Below are 14,600 nucleotides of genomic sequence, written 5' to 3' on the forward strand. Positions count from 1 at the left end.
CACCGACATGCGCGGTCAACCCGCCGCGCGGACCTCGACTCCGTGTGCGTCCTCCGCTGCGGTCTCCGGCCGATCTTCGGTCCATTCGGCCGCAGGGGTCGGCGCGCCGTCATTCCACTGCGCCGCCGGCGTCGCCGCCGGCGTCGCCTCCGGCTCCCCGGCCAGCTTGATCAGCTCGCGCACCGTCTTTTCGCCGACGCCCGCCATGCGCGCGATCTCGCGAACGGTCTCGCCGCGGTCTCGCATCGCTTTCAGCGCCGCGCCACCCGCGGCGCGTTGCTCGTCGCGCTTCTGCGCCGCGCTGGCCTTCAACTTCTCGATGCCCTCGGCAAGCCAGTCGTCGACCTCGTCCGCGCGGTGCTTGGCCGAAAAGAACTTCGCCAGATCTTCCACGTTCGCCTTCTGCCGGCGCGCCAGCTCTTCCTGAGCCGCGGCCGCCGCTTCGCGTGCGGCCTTGCGTGCCGCCTTCGATACTCCACTGTTCGCCATGCCGCCCACCTTCCCCTCTCGATCCCCCTTATGCCGCACCCAAACTCAACCTCCTTCCCGATTCCTCACCTCTCACACCGTCCCCACCACACGCCCTCGTCACACCAGCCCTGCCCACCTCCACATCCATTTCCACCCAACAACGGCACATCACACCTCTTGCATTCAGGTCACAAATTGATAACGGCTGTCGTATAACTCCCCGGCCGCCCTTTGGCTCGACCCGGGTGATGACGCGGTGATGGGCTTGCACAAATTGAGCGCGGGCGACGGGTACCTGTACCTGATTCGCCAGGTCGCCGCGTCCGACGACACCCACCGCGGCACATCGAGCCTGGCCGACTACTACAGCGAGAAAGGGGAAACCCCCGGTCGCTGGATGGGCAGTGGCCTACCCGGACTCGGCGAGCCTGTGGGCCGTGACGCCACCGATCCGATGGTCGCCGAGCTGTGGTCAGTGCCCGGAGGATCTGAGGTTACCGAGGACCAGATGAAGGCCCTCTTCGGCGAAGGGCTGCACCCCAACGCGGATCGAATTACCGAGCGGCTCACCGGATTCGGGCTTGGCCACAGTGGTGCCATCGCCGCCGCGCGATTGGGCCGGCCGTTCCGCGTCAACAAGACCGACAACGAATGGATGCGCCGCCTTCGTGAGGGCTACGCCGACTTCAACGCCGCCCTCGGCCGCGACCGTCAAGCCTCCCTCGAACCCGAGGACCGTGCCCGCGTCAAAACAGCGGTCGCCCGTGAAATGTTCACTGACCAATACGGCCGCCCGCCGGCCGATGAGCGAGAACTGACCGGCTTCATCGCCCGCAAGTCCCGCGCCCAAACTCAAGCCGTCGCCGGCTACGACCTCACGTTCACCCCAGTCAAATCGGTGTCGGTGCTGTGGGCTGTTGCGCCCCGGGAAATCTCGGAAACCATCCTCGCTGCTCACCACCAAGCCGTCGCCGACGCGCTCGCGTTCCTGGAGGAACACGCGGCGTTTTCCCGCGTGGGAGCCAACGGAATCGCGCAGGTCGACACCACCGGATTCATCGCCGCGGCGTTCGATCACCGAGACTCCCGCGCTGGTGACCCGAACCTGCACACCCACGTCGCGATCAGCAACAAGGTGCGCGTCGTCGGGCCGGACGGAATCCCGCGCTGGCTGGCGCTGGACGGTGACCCGTTGCACAAGGCCGCCGTCGCCGCCTCCGAGCTCTACAACACCCGACTCGAGGCGCACCTCATGGCCGCACTCGGTGTGCAGTTCGCCGAAACCCGCGCCAAGAACGACAAGCGGCCGGTGCGTGAAATCGACGGCATCCCGGTCGAACTCATCGAACGCTGGTCAGCCCGTCGCGCCGCGATCGAAAACCGTGTCGCAGACCTGGCGAAGGCCTTCCAAGCCGAGCACGGCCGTGAACCCAGCGCCGTCGAGATGCTCGCTCTGTCCCAGCAGGCCACCCTCGACACCCGGCAGGCCAAACACGAACCGCGCAGCCTTGGCGAGCAGCGGCAGACATGGCGAACCGAAGCCATCGAAGTCATCGGCAGCCACCGCAAACTGGCCCGGCTGATCACCGACGTCACCCACCGCGCCCGGCCCCGCCGCCAGCCCGCCATCACCTCCGAATGGGTTGCGCAACAAGCGCAAGCCGTCATCGACCGGGTCTCACACGACCGGGCCGAATGGGGCATCAACCACGTCCGGGCCGAGGCTCAACGGGTACTGCGAGGCACCGACCGCCACGGCGACCCCGACATCCTCAACCGGATCGTCAACCATGCTCTCGACGCCCGCAGCATCACCATCACCACCCACGCCGACACCGAGATGAACGAACCCGCGGTCCTGCGCCGCCGCGATGGCGTCTCGGTCTACACCCGCCACGATTCGACCCGCTACACCAGCGAAGCCATCCGGGCCGCCGAACGCCGCATCCTTGCCGCCGCCGAACAGCGTGGCGGCCGTGTCGCAGACGACACCAGCATCGGTTTGGCGATGCTCGAACAGCACGCCCAAAGCGGCTTGCAACTCAACGAAGCCCAGCAAGCGTTGGTGCGCGGCATGGCCACCTCCGGCGCCCGGCTGCAACTGGCGCTCGCCCCCGCCGGCACCGGAAAAACCACCGCAATGTCCGTTCTCGCTGCCGCGTGGATCAACAGCGGCGGCAACGTCATCGGCCTTGCGCCAACCGCGGCGGCCGCTGAAGTCCTGGCCGAAGATGCCCACATCACCACCGACACCATGGCCAAATTCGTTCAACTGGCCACCCCCGCAGACCATCCCGACCGCACCGCCGTCGCGGCCAACGACCCGGCACTCAAGTGGTTCAACACCATCGGTCCCGACACCCTGTTGATCGTCGACGAAGCGGGCATGGCCTCCACCTTCGACCTCGACGAGATGATCACCCACGCACTCGCCCGCGGTGCCAGCGTGCGCCTCGTCGGCGACGACCAACAGCTGGCGTCGATCTCAGCAGGCGGCGTCATCACCGACCTGTCCACCCGCCCCGAAACCCTCACTCTCTCCACGGTGGTGCGCTTCCGCGACCCCGCCCAAAGCGCCGCCAGTCTGGCCATCCGAGACGGCGATCCCGCCGGCATCGCCTACTACATCGACCACGCCCGCGTGCACGTCGGAGCCGACCAAACCGCCGCCGACATGGCCTACCAAGCGTGGGCCGACGACATCAAAGCCGGGCACCGCAGCGTCCTATTGGCCCCCACCAACGACCTGGTCGCCGAACTCAACGAACGCGCCCGACTCGACCGGTTGCGCAGTGCCAACGCCACGCCGTCACGGACCGTCACACTCGCTGACGGGCTGACCGCATCGGCCGGGGACTGGATCATCACCCGCAAGAACGCCCGCTGGCTGCAGCTGCCCAACGGTGCCTGGATCAAGAACGGCCACCGCTACGAAATCCGCTCCGTGCACCGCGACGGATCGATCACCGTCGCACCCTTGGGAGCCGACCGGCGGGCCAAAACTATCCGGCTGCCCGCCGACTACGTCACGGCCAACACCACACTCGGCTACGCGTCGACGATCAACGCCGCCCAGGGCCTCACCGCCGGCACTCAGAAGATCAAAGGCACCTGCCATATCGTCGCCACCGATCACCTGACCCGCCAACAGCTCTACGTCGCCGGCACCCGAGCCCGCGACGAAAACCACTTCTATTTCTCGACATCCGAAGCTGACCCGCACCGCATCCTCGCGCCAAAAGCCACCCACCCACCGACCGCCGTCGACATCCTCTCGACCATCCTTCGCCGAGACGGCCGCCAGGTCTCGGCCACCACCGCAGCGCAAGCAGAACTCGACCCGTTCGGCCGGCTGCACGGTGCGGCAAGCATGTACGCCGACGCACTCACCGCGGCCGCCGAAGTTCTCGCCGGGCCCGCCACCATGGCGCGCATCGACCAGGCCGCCACCGCCATCGCCGGTGACATCACCGACGCCGAAGCCTGGCCCGTCCTGCGGCGCAACCTGGCTCTGCTCGCCCTCGACGGACACGACCCCGTAGCGGCGCTGCAACACGCCGCGGCCAAGCCGCTGGGTGACACCGTCGACGCCGCCGCGGTGCTCGACTGGCGCCTGCCCACGCCCGAAGGCTCATCGGCCGCCAATGTCGGGCCGCTGCGCTGGTTGCCGGCCATCCCGACCGCCGTCCAACACAACCCGCAATGGGCCGAATACCTCGCCGGCCGAGCACGACTCGTCACCGAACTGGCCGACCAAATCCGCGACACCGCACGCGGGTGGACCGCGGCCACCGCGCCGTCCTGGGCGCGGCCACTGCTCACTGCCCAACCTCAATTGATGGCCGAAATCGCCGTGTTCCGCGCCGCCCACGATGTCGATCCCGCCGACACACGGATCACCGGCCGCGAACAACACGCGAACCGCTCCGCGGCCTTCCAGAAACTTCTGCACAGCCGCGTCGATGCCGCGATCCTGCACAGCCAAGACAGCGTCTCGCGCTGGCGCACCATGGCCGCGATGCTCAACCCGCACATTCCCAACGACCCCTACTGGCCACGGCTCGCCGCCCACATCGACGACGCGGCCCGCGCCGGCGCCGACGTCGCGGGAATGCTCGCCTCCGCGATGGCCGCCCACGGTCCGCTGCCCGACGAACTGCCCGCAGCAGCCCTGTGGTGGCGGCTGTCGGGCACTCTGGCCCCGCCGACACTGCAACGCTCGAACCCCCGTCTGCGTCCCGACTGGACCCCAGTACTGCACCATCTGCTCGGCTCCGAGCTCGCCGAAACAGTCATCGCAGACCCGGCATGGCCCGGACTCATCGCCGCCGTCACCGCATCCGACTGGCCACCGGCCGATCTGCTGTCAGCGGCCAGTGAACACCTGCGCGAGATCGCCGAAACCGAAGGCGGACTCCGCCCGGACGAATACGCCCGGCTTCTCACCACCCGCATCGAACTGCTCACCCATGCAGCCACGATCGACACCGATATTCCGCACCCGGCCGAATGGGCGGCCTCCGCCGCCGGCGCCCAGCTCGATCTGCTCGCCGAGCCATCACCGGAAGAAGCCGCCTACGAGGACGCGCCACCGGATCCCGCCGACTACGCCTACGGATACGCCGACGACGACCTTGGCAATCTGGATTTCGAAGACCTGCTGCCCTACCGACCGGCCCCCACCCGCCCGGCCGACATCCTCGCGCTGCGCATCGCCCGCGATCGCGCCCGCGACCGGGTCAGCCAGCTGCAACACGCCATCCTGCACACCGGCGGCGGGCCCGCCGAACAAGCCCTCGCCACCGAGCTCGCGGAACTGGCCCGGCGCCGCGACGAACAGCGCCCCTATGCCCACGCCTACACCCACGCCCACACCGACTGGGTCCGCGCCGAGCACACCGCCGAAACCCACCACCGACTGCTCGCCACCATCACCGAGCAGATCACCGCCGCCCAACGCGGCGGCAAGGCCGATCTCGCCGCGGTTCTCACCGAACACCGCGCCGAACTCGACCGGCACACACCGGCGGTCGCTACAGCGCTCGCCGACGCCGCCCACCAGCGCGACACCACTCAGGAGGCCTTGATGAACATCGCCGGCGGACCCTCAGGAGTGGTCACCGAGCACGACATTCAACAGCGCCGCACCGCCGCCATGCAGGCAGACGCCGAACAGCTGCGCCAAGCCCGCATCGAGGCCACCGACCTCGACAACCAACTCATGCGCGCCGAACTCGCCGCCGCCCGCGTGTTCGGCACCCGGCCCGGCGTCGACTACGACCTGGCCGCCGACCTTCCCGTACTGCGCCGTGAAGTCGACATGCTCGACGCTGCCGGCGTCCGCAGCCCAGCCGCCATGTACGCCACCCGCGACGCCGACCTCGCCCTGCTCGACCAACCTGCCTCCGCAGCGGTCACCGACATCGCCGGCAGCGCCCAAACCGTCCAGCCCCTCCACTTGGGCGCCAACGCAGACAAGCCCGCGGTCCTCGGCGCCCTCGCCACAACCGCACTACGCAACCAACACCGCATCCTGGCCATCCCCGCCAGCGAGAACGCCGAAACCTATGCGGCACAACACCGCTACGCCGACACCACCGCCAACCCCGACCAAGCGATCGAGCGGCTCGAAAACGGGCAATGGAAACTGCCCACCGGCACCCTGCTCGTCGTCGACGACGCCGACCAACTCGACCCCCGCCAGCTGCGCGCGCTCACCAAGGCGGCCGGCGACGCCAACGCCAAACTGCTCCTGGTCACCAGCACCGACAACCAGCGCGAAGCCAGCCTCACCGACATGCTCAACAACCAACTGCCGTGGTCACACCGGCTCGCAGACCCGGCAGAGCGTCCCGCGCGTACCGCGATCGACCGTGTCGAACACCACCTCGCCTGCACCACCGCCCCCGGCGAGGCCGCACAAGAAGCCAACGACCTACTGACTCGCCGCGACGAGCTGGGCCGCACCTACCACGACACGACCCACTACCGGGCCCGCGTCATCGACCCCGACCGCGATCGCAGTCGAGGCACCGACGTCGGCCTCGACCTCTAATCAGTCCCGAGCAGCTGCAACTCCCAGCGCACCATGTCGAGCGCCGTTGCCACCGCCGGGTCATCGGGATCCACACCCTCACCGATCAGTGCGAGCCATTCATCGAAGTCCATGACCGATTAGACGTCGCCCGGCGGGGCGTTGGTTCCGTTCAAATCAGGACTTTGTCGGGTTCCTTCGATGGCGCACGGCCGGGCAGTGGTGGCACGTAGAGCGGGTGCAGGGTCAGCAGCTGCCTGCGGAAGCGGCGATGACCAGACCCTGACTGATTCTGGACGTCGACGTGCTTGGTCTCGACGTCGACGATGCCCGCGCCGACGAGATCCCGGATTCCCGTCAACCGGGTGTCTTCAGACAGCCCATGCCGTTCACTGAACCTCTTGGGGGAAAACCACACCGGAGGAGCTGCCGGTGTGCGGATCCCTTCACCCGGTGGGTGCTCCATCCCATCTGGGCGATGGTGATACGACAGCACGATCAGGTACATCGCCAGGGCCGGGCCGCTGAGTTTGGCGATCGCGCCGGTCGTCCACAGTCGATCGGGAACACGAAAATACGATCCGCTCTTGCCGTCGGGCCGCAGATACGGCTCACCCGGCCGGGCGAGGTCATCGAGCAGAGTCACCACGTTGGCCATTCCCGGTTCCCCGGGCTCGCTCCTCATGAAACCCCGCCGAGCGAGCTCCTGAAAGTTCGCCGCAACGGTACGGGGGCCTTTCGCAGGATCGTCCATACCGATCAATTCGGCCCACCAGCTCGCCGGCTTCTGCGACGAGTAGGGCGGCATCGAGTTGACCCACCACAGACTCAGCAGCAGTGCCAGCCGAGTCCGGCCGCCACGCCCACCGCCAGCCCCACCTCGGGCAGCCCGCATCACAGCTTCAAGCCCGGTTGGCCCCTCACTGTCGCGTGTCACGAAGGACCGGCGCACGGGAGCGCCACGGCGCGCGCCTCGTGCCGCGAATCTTTGCGCAGCGTCAAGCGACGCCGACCGGCGGCTGACCTGTTGAATCATCTGGCCCTCACCTGCAATTTTCGTTCGAAGACCCGTAACACTTGGTCCAGTTATTACATAGTACCGGGCGCTGGCGAAGGGGTATACCGGGTGCAAACGACATTCTGTTTTCGGAGACCGTAGGTCGTGGCAGGGATGGTGCGGTAATGTTCGTGGGGCACCGGCCCGCCAAATGGATTTGCTCACACTTGGTAACCACGCAGTGGGCCCGCTCGCGCCGGCAGTCGCCGCCGCCCCCGGTATGGGCGTCGGGAATGGAAGGCAGCTGGCCCTGCGAACAGGTGCCGACAACCCTCGGGGCTCCACCCGGGGGTTGTCGTCGTATCTGCGCCTCTACCGCTGTAGGGCGGCGATAAGGATGAGTGCGTTGATGACGGCGATGACTACGGCGACCGCAGCTGCGGCATCGTATTGCGTCATCACCGCCTGGCTGTGGCTGTGGCAGCGCTCGAAGATGCCGGCGCGCCGGCGTCGGCCGCGGGCGCTGCCGTCGTTGACCCAGGCCGAGCATTGAAAGGTCCACTGCGCCGAGAGTGCGATCGGCAACGCGATGGCAATGGCTCCAAGGACGAATAGCCAGAGGTGGTCGCGGACGATCAATGCCAAGGCGATCCAGGCAAGGAAGTCCGCGCCGGCCACCGATCCTGTCTGGCGGGCCATTTGGTCGGCTGCCGTCATGAGACCGTTAACGGTGCCCCTCGTCGATCGGGTCGTGCCGCGTGTGCGAGGGGTGACGGCCGGCGGTGTCGGAGTGTTCACTCGCCACGCCTGTGTGCCGTGCACAGGGCAAGCCGCTTTCGCGGCGGCACTCGTGTGACCCTTGACCGGCGCTGTGCACTTCGGCATAACCAATGCTAAGCCGCTCTCAGTGCGCTACCTGAACTGAAACTATGTGGGTTTGCGTAGTTCCGGCTGCGCATAACTACCATCCGCCGCCAACAGCGGCCTGAACGACTCATCAAGAAACGACCGCTTCAACGCCGCCAAACTCCAGCCGAGGAAATGCGACAACGGCACCAACGCCAGCAGACCGACCTCCGAACGGGGAACCGCAGCGACCGGACCACTACCGGACCCCGTGAGGATCTGGTAGCCCGGGCTCGAATCGTCGATCTCATACCCCTCGGCTAACGCGTCTCTGTCCCAACGGAGTTCAACAAACGGAAGCTCGACTTCTGCTCGGATATCGTCGCCGAACAGACCGAACAAGTAACGCTCGAGAACCTTCATCTCCGCCACGAACAACACCAATCGCTCATCGCCGAGTTCATCGACCTCGACGAGCTCCAGACGATCCCTCGCCGGCCGCCGGACCACATATCGAATCGGCGCACCCATCTCCGACCTGAACTCGACAACCCCTGCGATGTCGTCAGTGCGATGAACAAATCCAGCGGCCCGCGCCCACCCCAAACAATCAGCGCTCAGAGCTGGCACACCGGTCACGGTCGCCCACAGTAACGGTGCGCTCGCAATCGACCGCTGACCGTCGAAACAGCCCCAACGAGCAAGCGCCGCACGGTATGAATGATCCGTCCCCAGCACACAAGGAGAGAACCAGGATGATCCGTCTGCTCACTGCCGTCTCAGTGGCAGCGGCAATCACTGGCTGCGGCTCAACCAGCGCTCCCCCATCAACGCCCACGGAAACCACCTCGTCCCCAGCTGCGGCCGCCGCCTCGACACCGGCTCTCGCGCCGCCACCACCGCCAGTAGCGCCTTCCCCACCGGCAACCCCGCCCCCAGGAAAGACGCTGGCCGGGCCGGAATCGTCATGTACGACCAACGAACCGAGCCCACCCATCGAACTGACCGGCACCACAGTGAAAGTGGGAAAGCTCGCCGGCCATCCCGGCACCACAGCGACCGTACGGTTCACCTACGCAGGCACCGTCCCCACCTCAGGCACCGTCCTATGGTCCCTGCTGGCCACCAACCCCGACGGAAAGACCGTCCAGCTCGGATACAAAACGCTCGACGGGCAACGCATCGCCTACTTCTACTTTCCCTTCGACGAAGCGCAACAACACAACATGGACGGACTCGCCGACGAGCACACTCCCAGTGAAATCGGGCTTTTCATGCCTCAGTCCGTACTCGACATCCTCGGCCCGACATGGTGGTGGTCATCTGCGGTCAACATCGACGGCAAAGACATCGCGACCTGCGGCGGGTAAACCCCTACCTGTACATCGCGCCGCACCGCGCCCGGGGACACAGGCCCTTGAACGTGGCGGTCGGCAACCCATACCGGTGACCAGTCGTCGAAATCCCCGGCGTCGACCCGCGCTTGCAGTTCTCGCCACGGCGCGGCGGCGGGACCGGACTCAATGACGCACTGCTCGATGAAATCCACGGCGGCCAGCGATCCGAACTCCGCAAGATGCGCTGCCTGGTCGACCGCATCCCATCCGGCCATCTCGGACAGTTCGAGAAGGTTATCCGCGATCCACCGGGAGGCCTTGCCGGCGATCGTGGCCACGTCCCACTGGTCTGGAATGAGGCCAGCCCGGCGCAGCAACACAATGACCTCGTCCACATTGATGTGGTCGGTGCTCAATGTTCATCTTCCTGCGGTTGATAGGCGCGCACGAGAGAGGACACCCGCGTCATAGGACTGGCGCCGACAGAAGATTCGCGATCAGTCCAACGATGCCGGCGGCGACCTGTCCGATCATCCACACCGCGCCGAGCAGTGCAAACAGTAAACCGCTGAGCCACGGTGCTTTTCGGGTCTTCTTCGTCGCCATCATGCAGTCTCCCTTGGCTTTCGGCTGGTGTCTTGGAGAGCGAGGTCACCGGGCCGCCCGGTTCGCCCCCAATGCGCTTTGATCGATCCCTCAACCCGGACCCGCTCGACGAGGCCGCGCCGCTCCAAGGTCAGCAGTGCGCGGTAGACCTGCTCGGCCACCAGGACGACACCGGCCATCGTGTTGACCTGCTCGCGGATCTCGGTCGTGCTCAGAAACCCTCTGGTGGAACGCAGGACGTCGAGAATCGCCACCTGACGCGCATTTAGCGTGAGTTCTTCGCCGCTCATCGTGACCCGGTTCTTGCTGCGGCCAGTCCGCGTTGATGCCGTTCAGCCAGTCGGGTCCAGAAACTGTCGCGCGACCGCGACGCAGGCTCTTCCAGGACGTTCTTGATTGCCCGGTCATAAATCGCGAGAAACTTCGACCATTCCGGGATCTCAGTCAGCACGCCCGCGGTCCCGAGGCGCACGAGGCGGGCATGTTCACGGTTCTGCGGGAGCAGCCGGCGGTATTCGAGGGTGCTACCCAGCTGCGAGGACAGGGTTTTGTGGCTGGAGACCTGATCGAATGTCTCCTGGCGCCGGGTCGTCTGCCCTTCCCACTCCTCGGCGCGCTGCAAGATCTCCATCTCCGGTGCGCCGAACATGATCAACGCCGATGGAAAGGTGTCGCGGAGCTCCTTCATGTACGCGGTGCCGTACACGGTTTCCAGCTGGGAGCTGGCCTGCACAGCCAACATGAGATTCGCGCCGAGCCCCCGGCCCTCACTGATGTAGCGGCGCAGTGCCGGCATCGGAGCAGTGTTCGCGGCTTCATCGATCACGATCAGCAGGCGGTGCCGCATCTCCTTGCGTGCCGTTTTCGCCCGGCACAGTCGCACGAGGTGGTCGATCAGTGTCACCGCGGCGCCGGCGATCGAGCCTTCGGCTGGCGTGAGGACGTAGAGCGTGGATGTCGGATTCTCCAGGATCGACTCGTCGAAAGCCGGAGGGAGATTGCCGCGCAGTTGCAGACGCATCCACGGCGTCACCGACTTTCGCATCGTCAACGCGATGCTGTCGCGCTGCTTGGGATCCATCACCAACGTCGCCATCAGCGCATCTCTGAACAGCGGAATGTCGGCCACGATGTCGGCGGCGTGCTCCCAGCCTGGATCGGTCGACTTCTGCTCGCCCTTCTTGGTCAGACGAGTGTTGTTGACGGCCAGCAGAACCCAGCCGATACCGGCGCCGTTTCCGCGCGGCGAGGCAGCGTAAAGCATGGCTGCAAGCGGGGTCTCAGTGTTCGCCTCCCAGATGCCGGCGTCGCTGACCTGGTCTGCACCCGAACCCATGCCCACCGCCGACATCTGCATCATCGTGTTCGCGATCGTCACAGCCTGATCCGGTGTGACGATGAGCTTCGTGGGGTCGAACGACAGCAGGTCGATGTCGGGATAGTCGGCGTCGTAGTCGGGACGAAAGTCAATCAACGCGCTGGGACCGTAGCGGCGCTGCATGACCAGTTGCATCAGGTCGTCTTTCGGACTCACTACAACCGCGGGCCCGGTCCACAGCACGGCGGCCGGCGCCAAGATGCGACGCGTTTTGCCGGTCTCTGTGGGTGCTGAGACCAGCACGTGGGCAGCTGATTCCGCGACTGTGCGACGGTTGGTCTCGTCGTCGTACAAGAACCCGCAGTACGGCGTCGGCGGCGGCTTATAGGCCATCGCGATCTCGCTTGATCGGTGTGCGTTCCCCTATCGGTTGGCGCGACCGGGTGCGGAACACGCTGGGCAACATCTCGATCTCCGTGTGGAACCCGAAGTCGACCTCGTCGTGCTCCTGGGGTGGCCGCATGGGCCACCAGTCACGAGAACCGTCAACGGCCAGCCAGCCCTCCAAGATGCCGTACACCCCGGCGGCCAGCAGCGCTGCCGGAACTTGGGCGACGACCCACGGCACAACCACCGTCGAAGCGAAGGTGCCGCTGCCGGAATAGATCAGCCAGTAGATGACTGGCAATGGAATCCCGACCGCTACCGCGCTCCACATGAACGCTGCGATCGGATACGACCTCAGGTTGTCCGGGATTAGCTGGATGGTGAACGCGTAGACGCCGCGGCCGACGGCCCAGCCGATCGGTGCGAACAGTGCGGCGGTCAGAACAATCACCCAATCCACCGCCGCATAAATTGTTTCCGGTGGCCGCGCCCACATGGGATGAATGATGTCGTCATCGGCAGGGTCGACCCGCGCACCGGTATTTTCCTGTGCGCGGTCGCGAATTTGACGAGCCAGAATTTCTGCTCGTCTTTTCTGAAATATGAACGTGTGCTGATGACGTGCAATCCACTTTCGGCGGACCTCGTCGAACCGATCAGTGGGCGCCGGCATCAGCGGCCTCCTGGTGGGGTGCTTGATCATCAGGATAGAACTCGCGCAGCTGTTCAGCGACACCCATCAGAAAGTCGCGCAACTCCGCTGCGGTACGCCCCACGGCGACCCTCTCAGACACCGCCACCGCAGCGTCCACCCGGGTTTTCACCGTCTCTACCTGGTCTGACAGACGAATAGTCGGCTCACCCCCGTCAAGGGTGATGCGGCAGGACTCCTCCTCCCACCCCACGGCCCGCTCCAGCTTGTGCATGGTGCGCTCGTCCATTTCCCGGTTGAGCCGGTACGCCTTGTACAGCGTCGACGGCGACGGGCCGCCATGGGCGAAAAGGTCATCACGAGACCAGCCCAACTGCACCAGTCTGCGCTGGACAAAAAACATCAGCCGGGCCGGCCCGTCCTGCGGTATTGGTCTCACAACGCAGAACGTAGCAATTACTCATCACGTTTAGCGACAGCTATCGCAAAACCGTATTACCACCCTTTAGCCTCAGCGTGAACTCACTAGGAGATCTCATGAGAACGATTCTCGGCGTCGCGATCGGCACCATCGCGTTCTGGTTGGCAATGCTGGCCGCCGTCGCCGCCTACATCCTTGAACATATCTTTGCTATCGGCTTGGCAACGGCACTCGTGGCGACAGTGATCCTGGCCAGCCGTCTACTTCTTCGACGCCAGGGACAGCGCACCCGTGCCCGTCCAGCCGCCATCAACGTCGGCCGCACGGCCGGCATCCCCCCAGCAGCATCCGCTCATATGCGAAAGGCCGTCTGATGACTCACCCCGACAACGCCGCACACGACGGCCCGTCATGGTCGGCAACCCAGGAGTGGCTTGCCGATCTCGACCGAGATCCCGACGACACCGGATACGACACCGAATCTGATGACAGCCCAGAGGATTACGACCCCGGCGACGAGCCAAGCTACGACGAAGAGTACGCGCCGGCGTCCGACCCCGAGGGGATCGAGGACTATGAGCTGGCCCCGCCAGCCGATGGCAGCGATGACGAGGTCGTACCGATCGTCGACGACGCCGACATCTACGACACCGGTGGCATCGACGGCGATACCGCCGCAGCTCAAACCGCAGATACGCCGAATCCCGCACCCCGATTCAACAAGCCGCTCGCCATCGGCTTCGTCGCATTCGTGGTCGTCACCACGATCGCGGTCACGAGCGTCCTGCTCGGCATGAAAAACGGGCCCGAAGTCCAGAGCGAGCAGTCCGAGGCCGTCACGAAAATCACTGCCCCACCGCAAGAATCACCACCACCATCCCCACCAGGTGCCACCGCAGGCCCCGCAGGACTCCCGTTCACCGCGAGCGCACCAGGATGCCTACTCGGTTCCACTGCTGCGCAAGCCGTGGCCAGCGGCGACCCCACCCAAGCGTGGCTGTGCGTGCGCGGCGGCGTCGACGGCCAAGTTCTCACCATCGAGCTCGGCCGGACCATGGTGGTCACCGCCATCCGTATCACTCCCGGCTGGGTCGGACCGGACGCGTCCGGAGCCGACCAGTGGCTGCAGCACCGCGTCCTGACCCGTGTGTCATGGATTCTCACCGACCACGGCAACAAGCCGACGGTCGTTCCTCAGCACACCGGGAACGTTCACGGCGAAGCGCCCCAGCCGATGCCCGGACAAGGCGTCCTGGCCTCCACGATCACCATGATCGTCCAGGAGACCTCACGGCCTCCCGCCGACGCTCCACCGGCCGACCAGGGCCCTGCAACGGCCGGCTCTGGAGGGCTGCTCGACGACGTTCTGGGCGCCCCGCTGGGCACGCCGTCGCAGACGTCCACGGCCCCCGTCCCCGGCCTCCCCGGAATGAATGGCGGCGAGGGCCAAACCGACCCCGTCGACAACACCTTCGCCGTGTCCTCGATCACCGTCGAAGGCCACCAACCCATCCCCTCCTAACCAGCAAGG

14 protein-coding genes are annotated in these 14,600 nt (G+C 66.0%); 5 read left to right on the plus strand and 9 right to left on the minus strand.

The window, feature by feature from the left end; all coding sequences use genetic code 11:
* Positions 1–15: 15 nt before the first annotated feature.
* Entirely contained in the window at positions 16–489 is a 474-nt protein-coding gene (locus BST13_RS27410) for a hypothetical protein (RefSeq protein WP_083167707.1), read from the minus strand.
* Positions 490–730: 241 nt separating this feature from the next.
* On the opposite strand from BST13_RS27410, the gene mobF reads away from it, so the two are divergent.
* Positions 731–6,526, plus strand: a complete 5,796-nt coding sequence (gene mobF / locus BST13_RS40215) for a MobF family relaxase (protein ID WP_083167709.1) — start codon at positions 731–733, stop codon at positions 6,524–6,526.
* Positions 6,527–6,677: 151 nt separating this feature from the next.
* Here the strand turns inward: mobF and BST13_RS27420 are convergent, their stop codons facing one another.
* From BST13_RS27420 to BST13_RS27430, 3 genes are all read right to left on the minus strand, one after another.
* A complete protein-coding gene (locus BST13_RS27420) occupies positions 6,678–7,400 on the minus strand; it encodes a hypothetical protein (RefSeq protein WP_083167711.1) in 723 nt (240 codons plus the stop codon).
* Positions 7,401–7,874: 474 nt separating this feature from the next.
* Positions 7,875–8,219 carry a hypothetical protein gene (locus BST13_RS27425; RefSeq protein ID WP_083167721.1) on the minus strand — a complete coding sequence of 115 codons (345 nt, stop codon included), beginning with the start codon at positions 8,217–8,219 and terminating at the stop codon, positions 7,875–7,877.
* Between the two features lie 210 nt (positions 8,220–8,429).
* On the minus strand, positions 8,430–8,987 hold the full coding sequence (locus BST13_RS27430; protein ID WP_083167724.1) for an Imm61 family immunity protein: 558 nt from the start codon (positions 8,985–8,987) through the stop codon (positions 8,430–8,432).
* A gap of 383 nt (positions 8,988–9,370) precedes the next feature.
* Between BST13_RS27430 and BST13_RS27435 the strand changes: the two genes are divergently transcribed.
* Entirely contained in the window at positions 9,371–9,718 is a 348-nt protein-coding gene (locus tag BST13_RS27435; protein WP_245839821.1) for a hypothetical protein, read from the plus strand.
* A 113-nt stretch (positions 9,719–9,831) separates the two neighbouring features.
* Positions 9,832–10,122: a hypothetical protein gene (locus BST13_RS39865; RefSeq protein WP_245839822.1), complete on the plus strand. Its 291-nt coding sequence runs from the start codon at positions 9,832–9,834 to the stop codon at positions 10,120–10,122.
* Positions 10,123–10,150: 28 nt separating this feature from the next.
* Here the strand turns inward: BST13_RS39865 and BST13_RS39100 are convergent, their stop codons facing one another.
* The 5 genes from BST13_RS39100 to BST13_RS27460 are packed head-to-tail and all read right to left on the minus strand — an operon-like array spanning position 10,151 to position 13,087.
* Positions 10,151–10,294: a hypothetical protein gene (locus BST13_RS39100; protein ID WP_158087204.1), complete on the minus strand. Its 144-nt coding sequence runs from the start codon at positions 10,292–10,294 to the stop codon at positions 10,151–10,153.
* A complete protein-coding gene (locus tag BST13_RS27445; protein WP_083167726.1) occupies positions 10,291–10,581 on the minus strand; it encodes a helix-turn-helix domain-containing protein in 291 nt (96 codons plus the stop codon). The genes BST13_RS39100 and BST13_RS27445 overlap by 4 nt, the downstream gene beginning before the upstream one ends.
* On the minus strand, positions 10,578–12,002 hold the full coding sequence (locus tag BST13_RS27450; protein ID WP_083167729.1) for a type IV secretory system conjugative DNA transfer family protein: 1,425 nt from the start codon (positions 12,000–12,002) through the stop codon (positions 10,578–10,580). Before BST13_RS27450 ends, BST13_RS27445 begins: the two co-directional genes overlap by 4 nt.
* Entirely contained in the window at positions 11,992–12,699 is a 708-nt protein-coding gene (locus BST13_RS27455) for a hypothetical protein (protein ID WP_245839823.1), read from the minus strand. Before BST13_RS27455 ends, BST13_RS27450 begins: the two co-directional genes overlap by 11 nt.
* Positions 12,653–13,087, minus strand: a complete 435-nt coding sequence (locus BST13_RS27460; RefSeq protein ID WP_142282849.1) for a hypothetical protein — start codon at positions 13,085–13,087, stop codon at positions 12,653–12,655. Before BST13_RS27460 ends, BST13_RS27455 begins: the two co-directional genes overlap by 47 nt.
* A gap of 98 nt (positions 13,088–13,185) precedes the next feature.
* On the opposite strand from BST13_RS27460, the gene BST13_RS27465 reads away from it, so the two are divergent.
* Both BST13_RS27465 and BST13_RS38395 read left to right on the plus strand, forming a co-directional pair.
* On the plus strand, positions 13,186–13,443 hold the full coding sequence (locus BST13_RS27465; protein ID WP_083167736.1) for a hypothetical protein: 258 nt from the start codon (positions 13,186–13,188) through the stop codon (positions 13,441–13,443).
* Positions 13,443–14,591, plus strand: coding sequence for a hypothetical protein (locus tag BST13_RS38395; protein ID WP_095533727.1), 1,149 nt, complete (start codon positions 13,443–13,445; stop codon positions 14,589–14,591). The genes BST13_RS27465 and BST13_RS38395 overlap by 1 nt, the downstream gene beginning before the upstream one ends.
* Positions 14,592–14,600: the final 9 nt, after the last annotated feature.

Source organism: Mycobacterium aquaticum (genome assembly GCF_002086485.1).
In the GTDB taxonomy this organism is placed as follows: domain Bacteria; phylum Actinomycetota; class Actinomycetes; order Mycobacteriales; family Mycobacteriaceae; genus Mycobacterium; species Mycobacterium aquaticum.

Coding starts and splice junctions, on each gene's coding strand:
- BST13_RS27410 (WP_083167707.1), bottom strand. CDS start 489: ATGGCGAACAGTGGAGTATCGAAGGCGGCACGCAAGGCCGCACGCGAA.
- mobF (WP_083167709.1), top strand. CDS start 731: ATGGGCTTGCACAAATTGAGCGCGGGCGACGGGTACCTGTACCTGATT.
- BST13_RS27420 (WP_083167711.1), bottom strand. CDS start 7,400: ATGCGGGCTGCCCGAGGTGGGGCTGGCGGTGGGCGTGGCGGCCGGACT.
- BST13_RS27425 (WP_083167721.1), bottom strand. CDS start 8,219: ATGACGGCAGCCGACCAAATGGCCCGCCAGACAGGATCGGTGGCCGGC.
- BST13_RS39100 (WP_158087204.1), bottom strand. CDS start 10,294: ATGATGGCGACGAAGAAGACCCGAAAAGCACCGTGGCTCAGCGGTTTA.
- BST13_RS27445 (WP_083167726.1), bottom strand. CDS start 10,581: ATGAGCGGCGAAGAACTCACGCTAAATGCGCGTCAGGTGGCGATTCTC.
- BST13_RS27450 (WP_083167729.1), bottom strand. CDS start 12,002: ATGGCCTATAAGCCGCCGCCGACGCCGTACTGCGGGTTCTTGTACGAC.
- BST13_RS27455 (WP_245839823.1), bottom strand. CDS start 12,699: ATGATCAAGCACCCCACCAGGAGGCCGCTGATGCCGGCGCCCACTGAT.
- BST13_RS27465 (WP_083167736.1), top strand. CDS start 13,186: ATGAGAACGATTCTCGGCGTCGCGATCGGCACCATCGCGTTCTGGTTG.
- BST13_RS38395 (WP_095533727.1), top strand. CDS start 13,443: ATGACTCACCCCGACAACGCCGCACACGACGGCCCGTCATGGTCGGCA.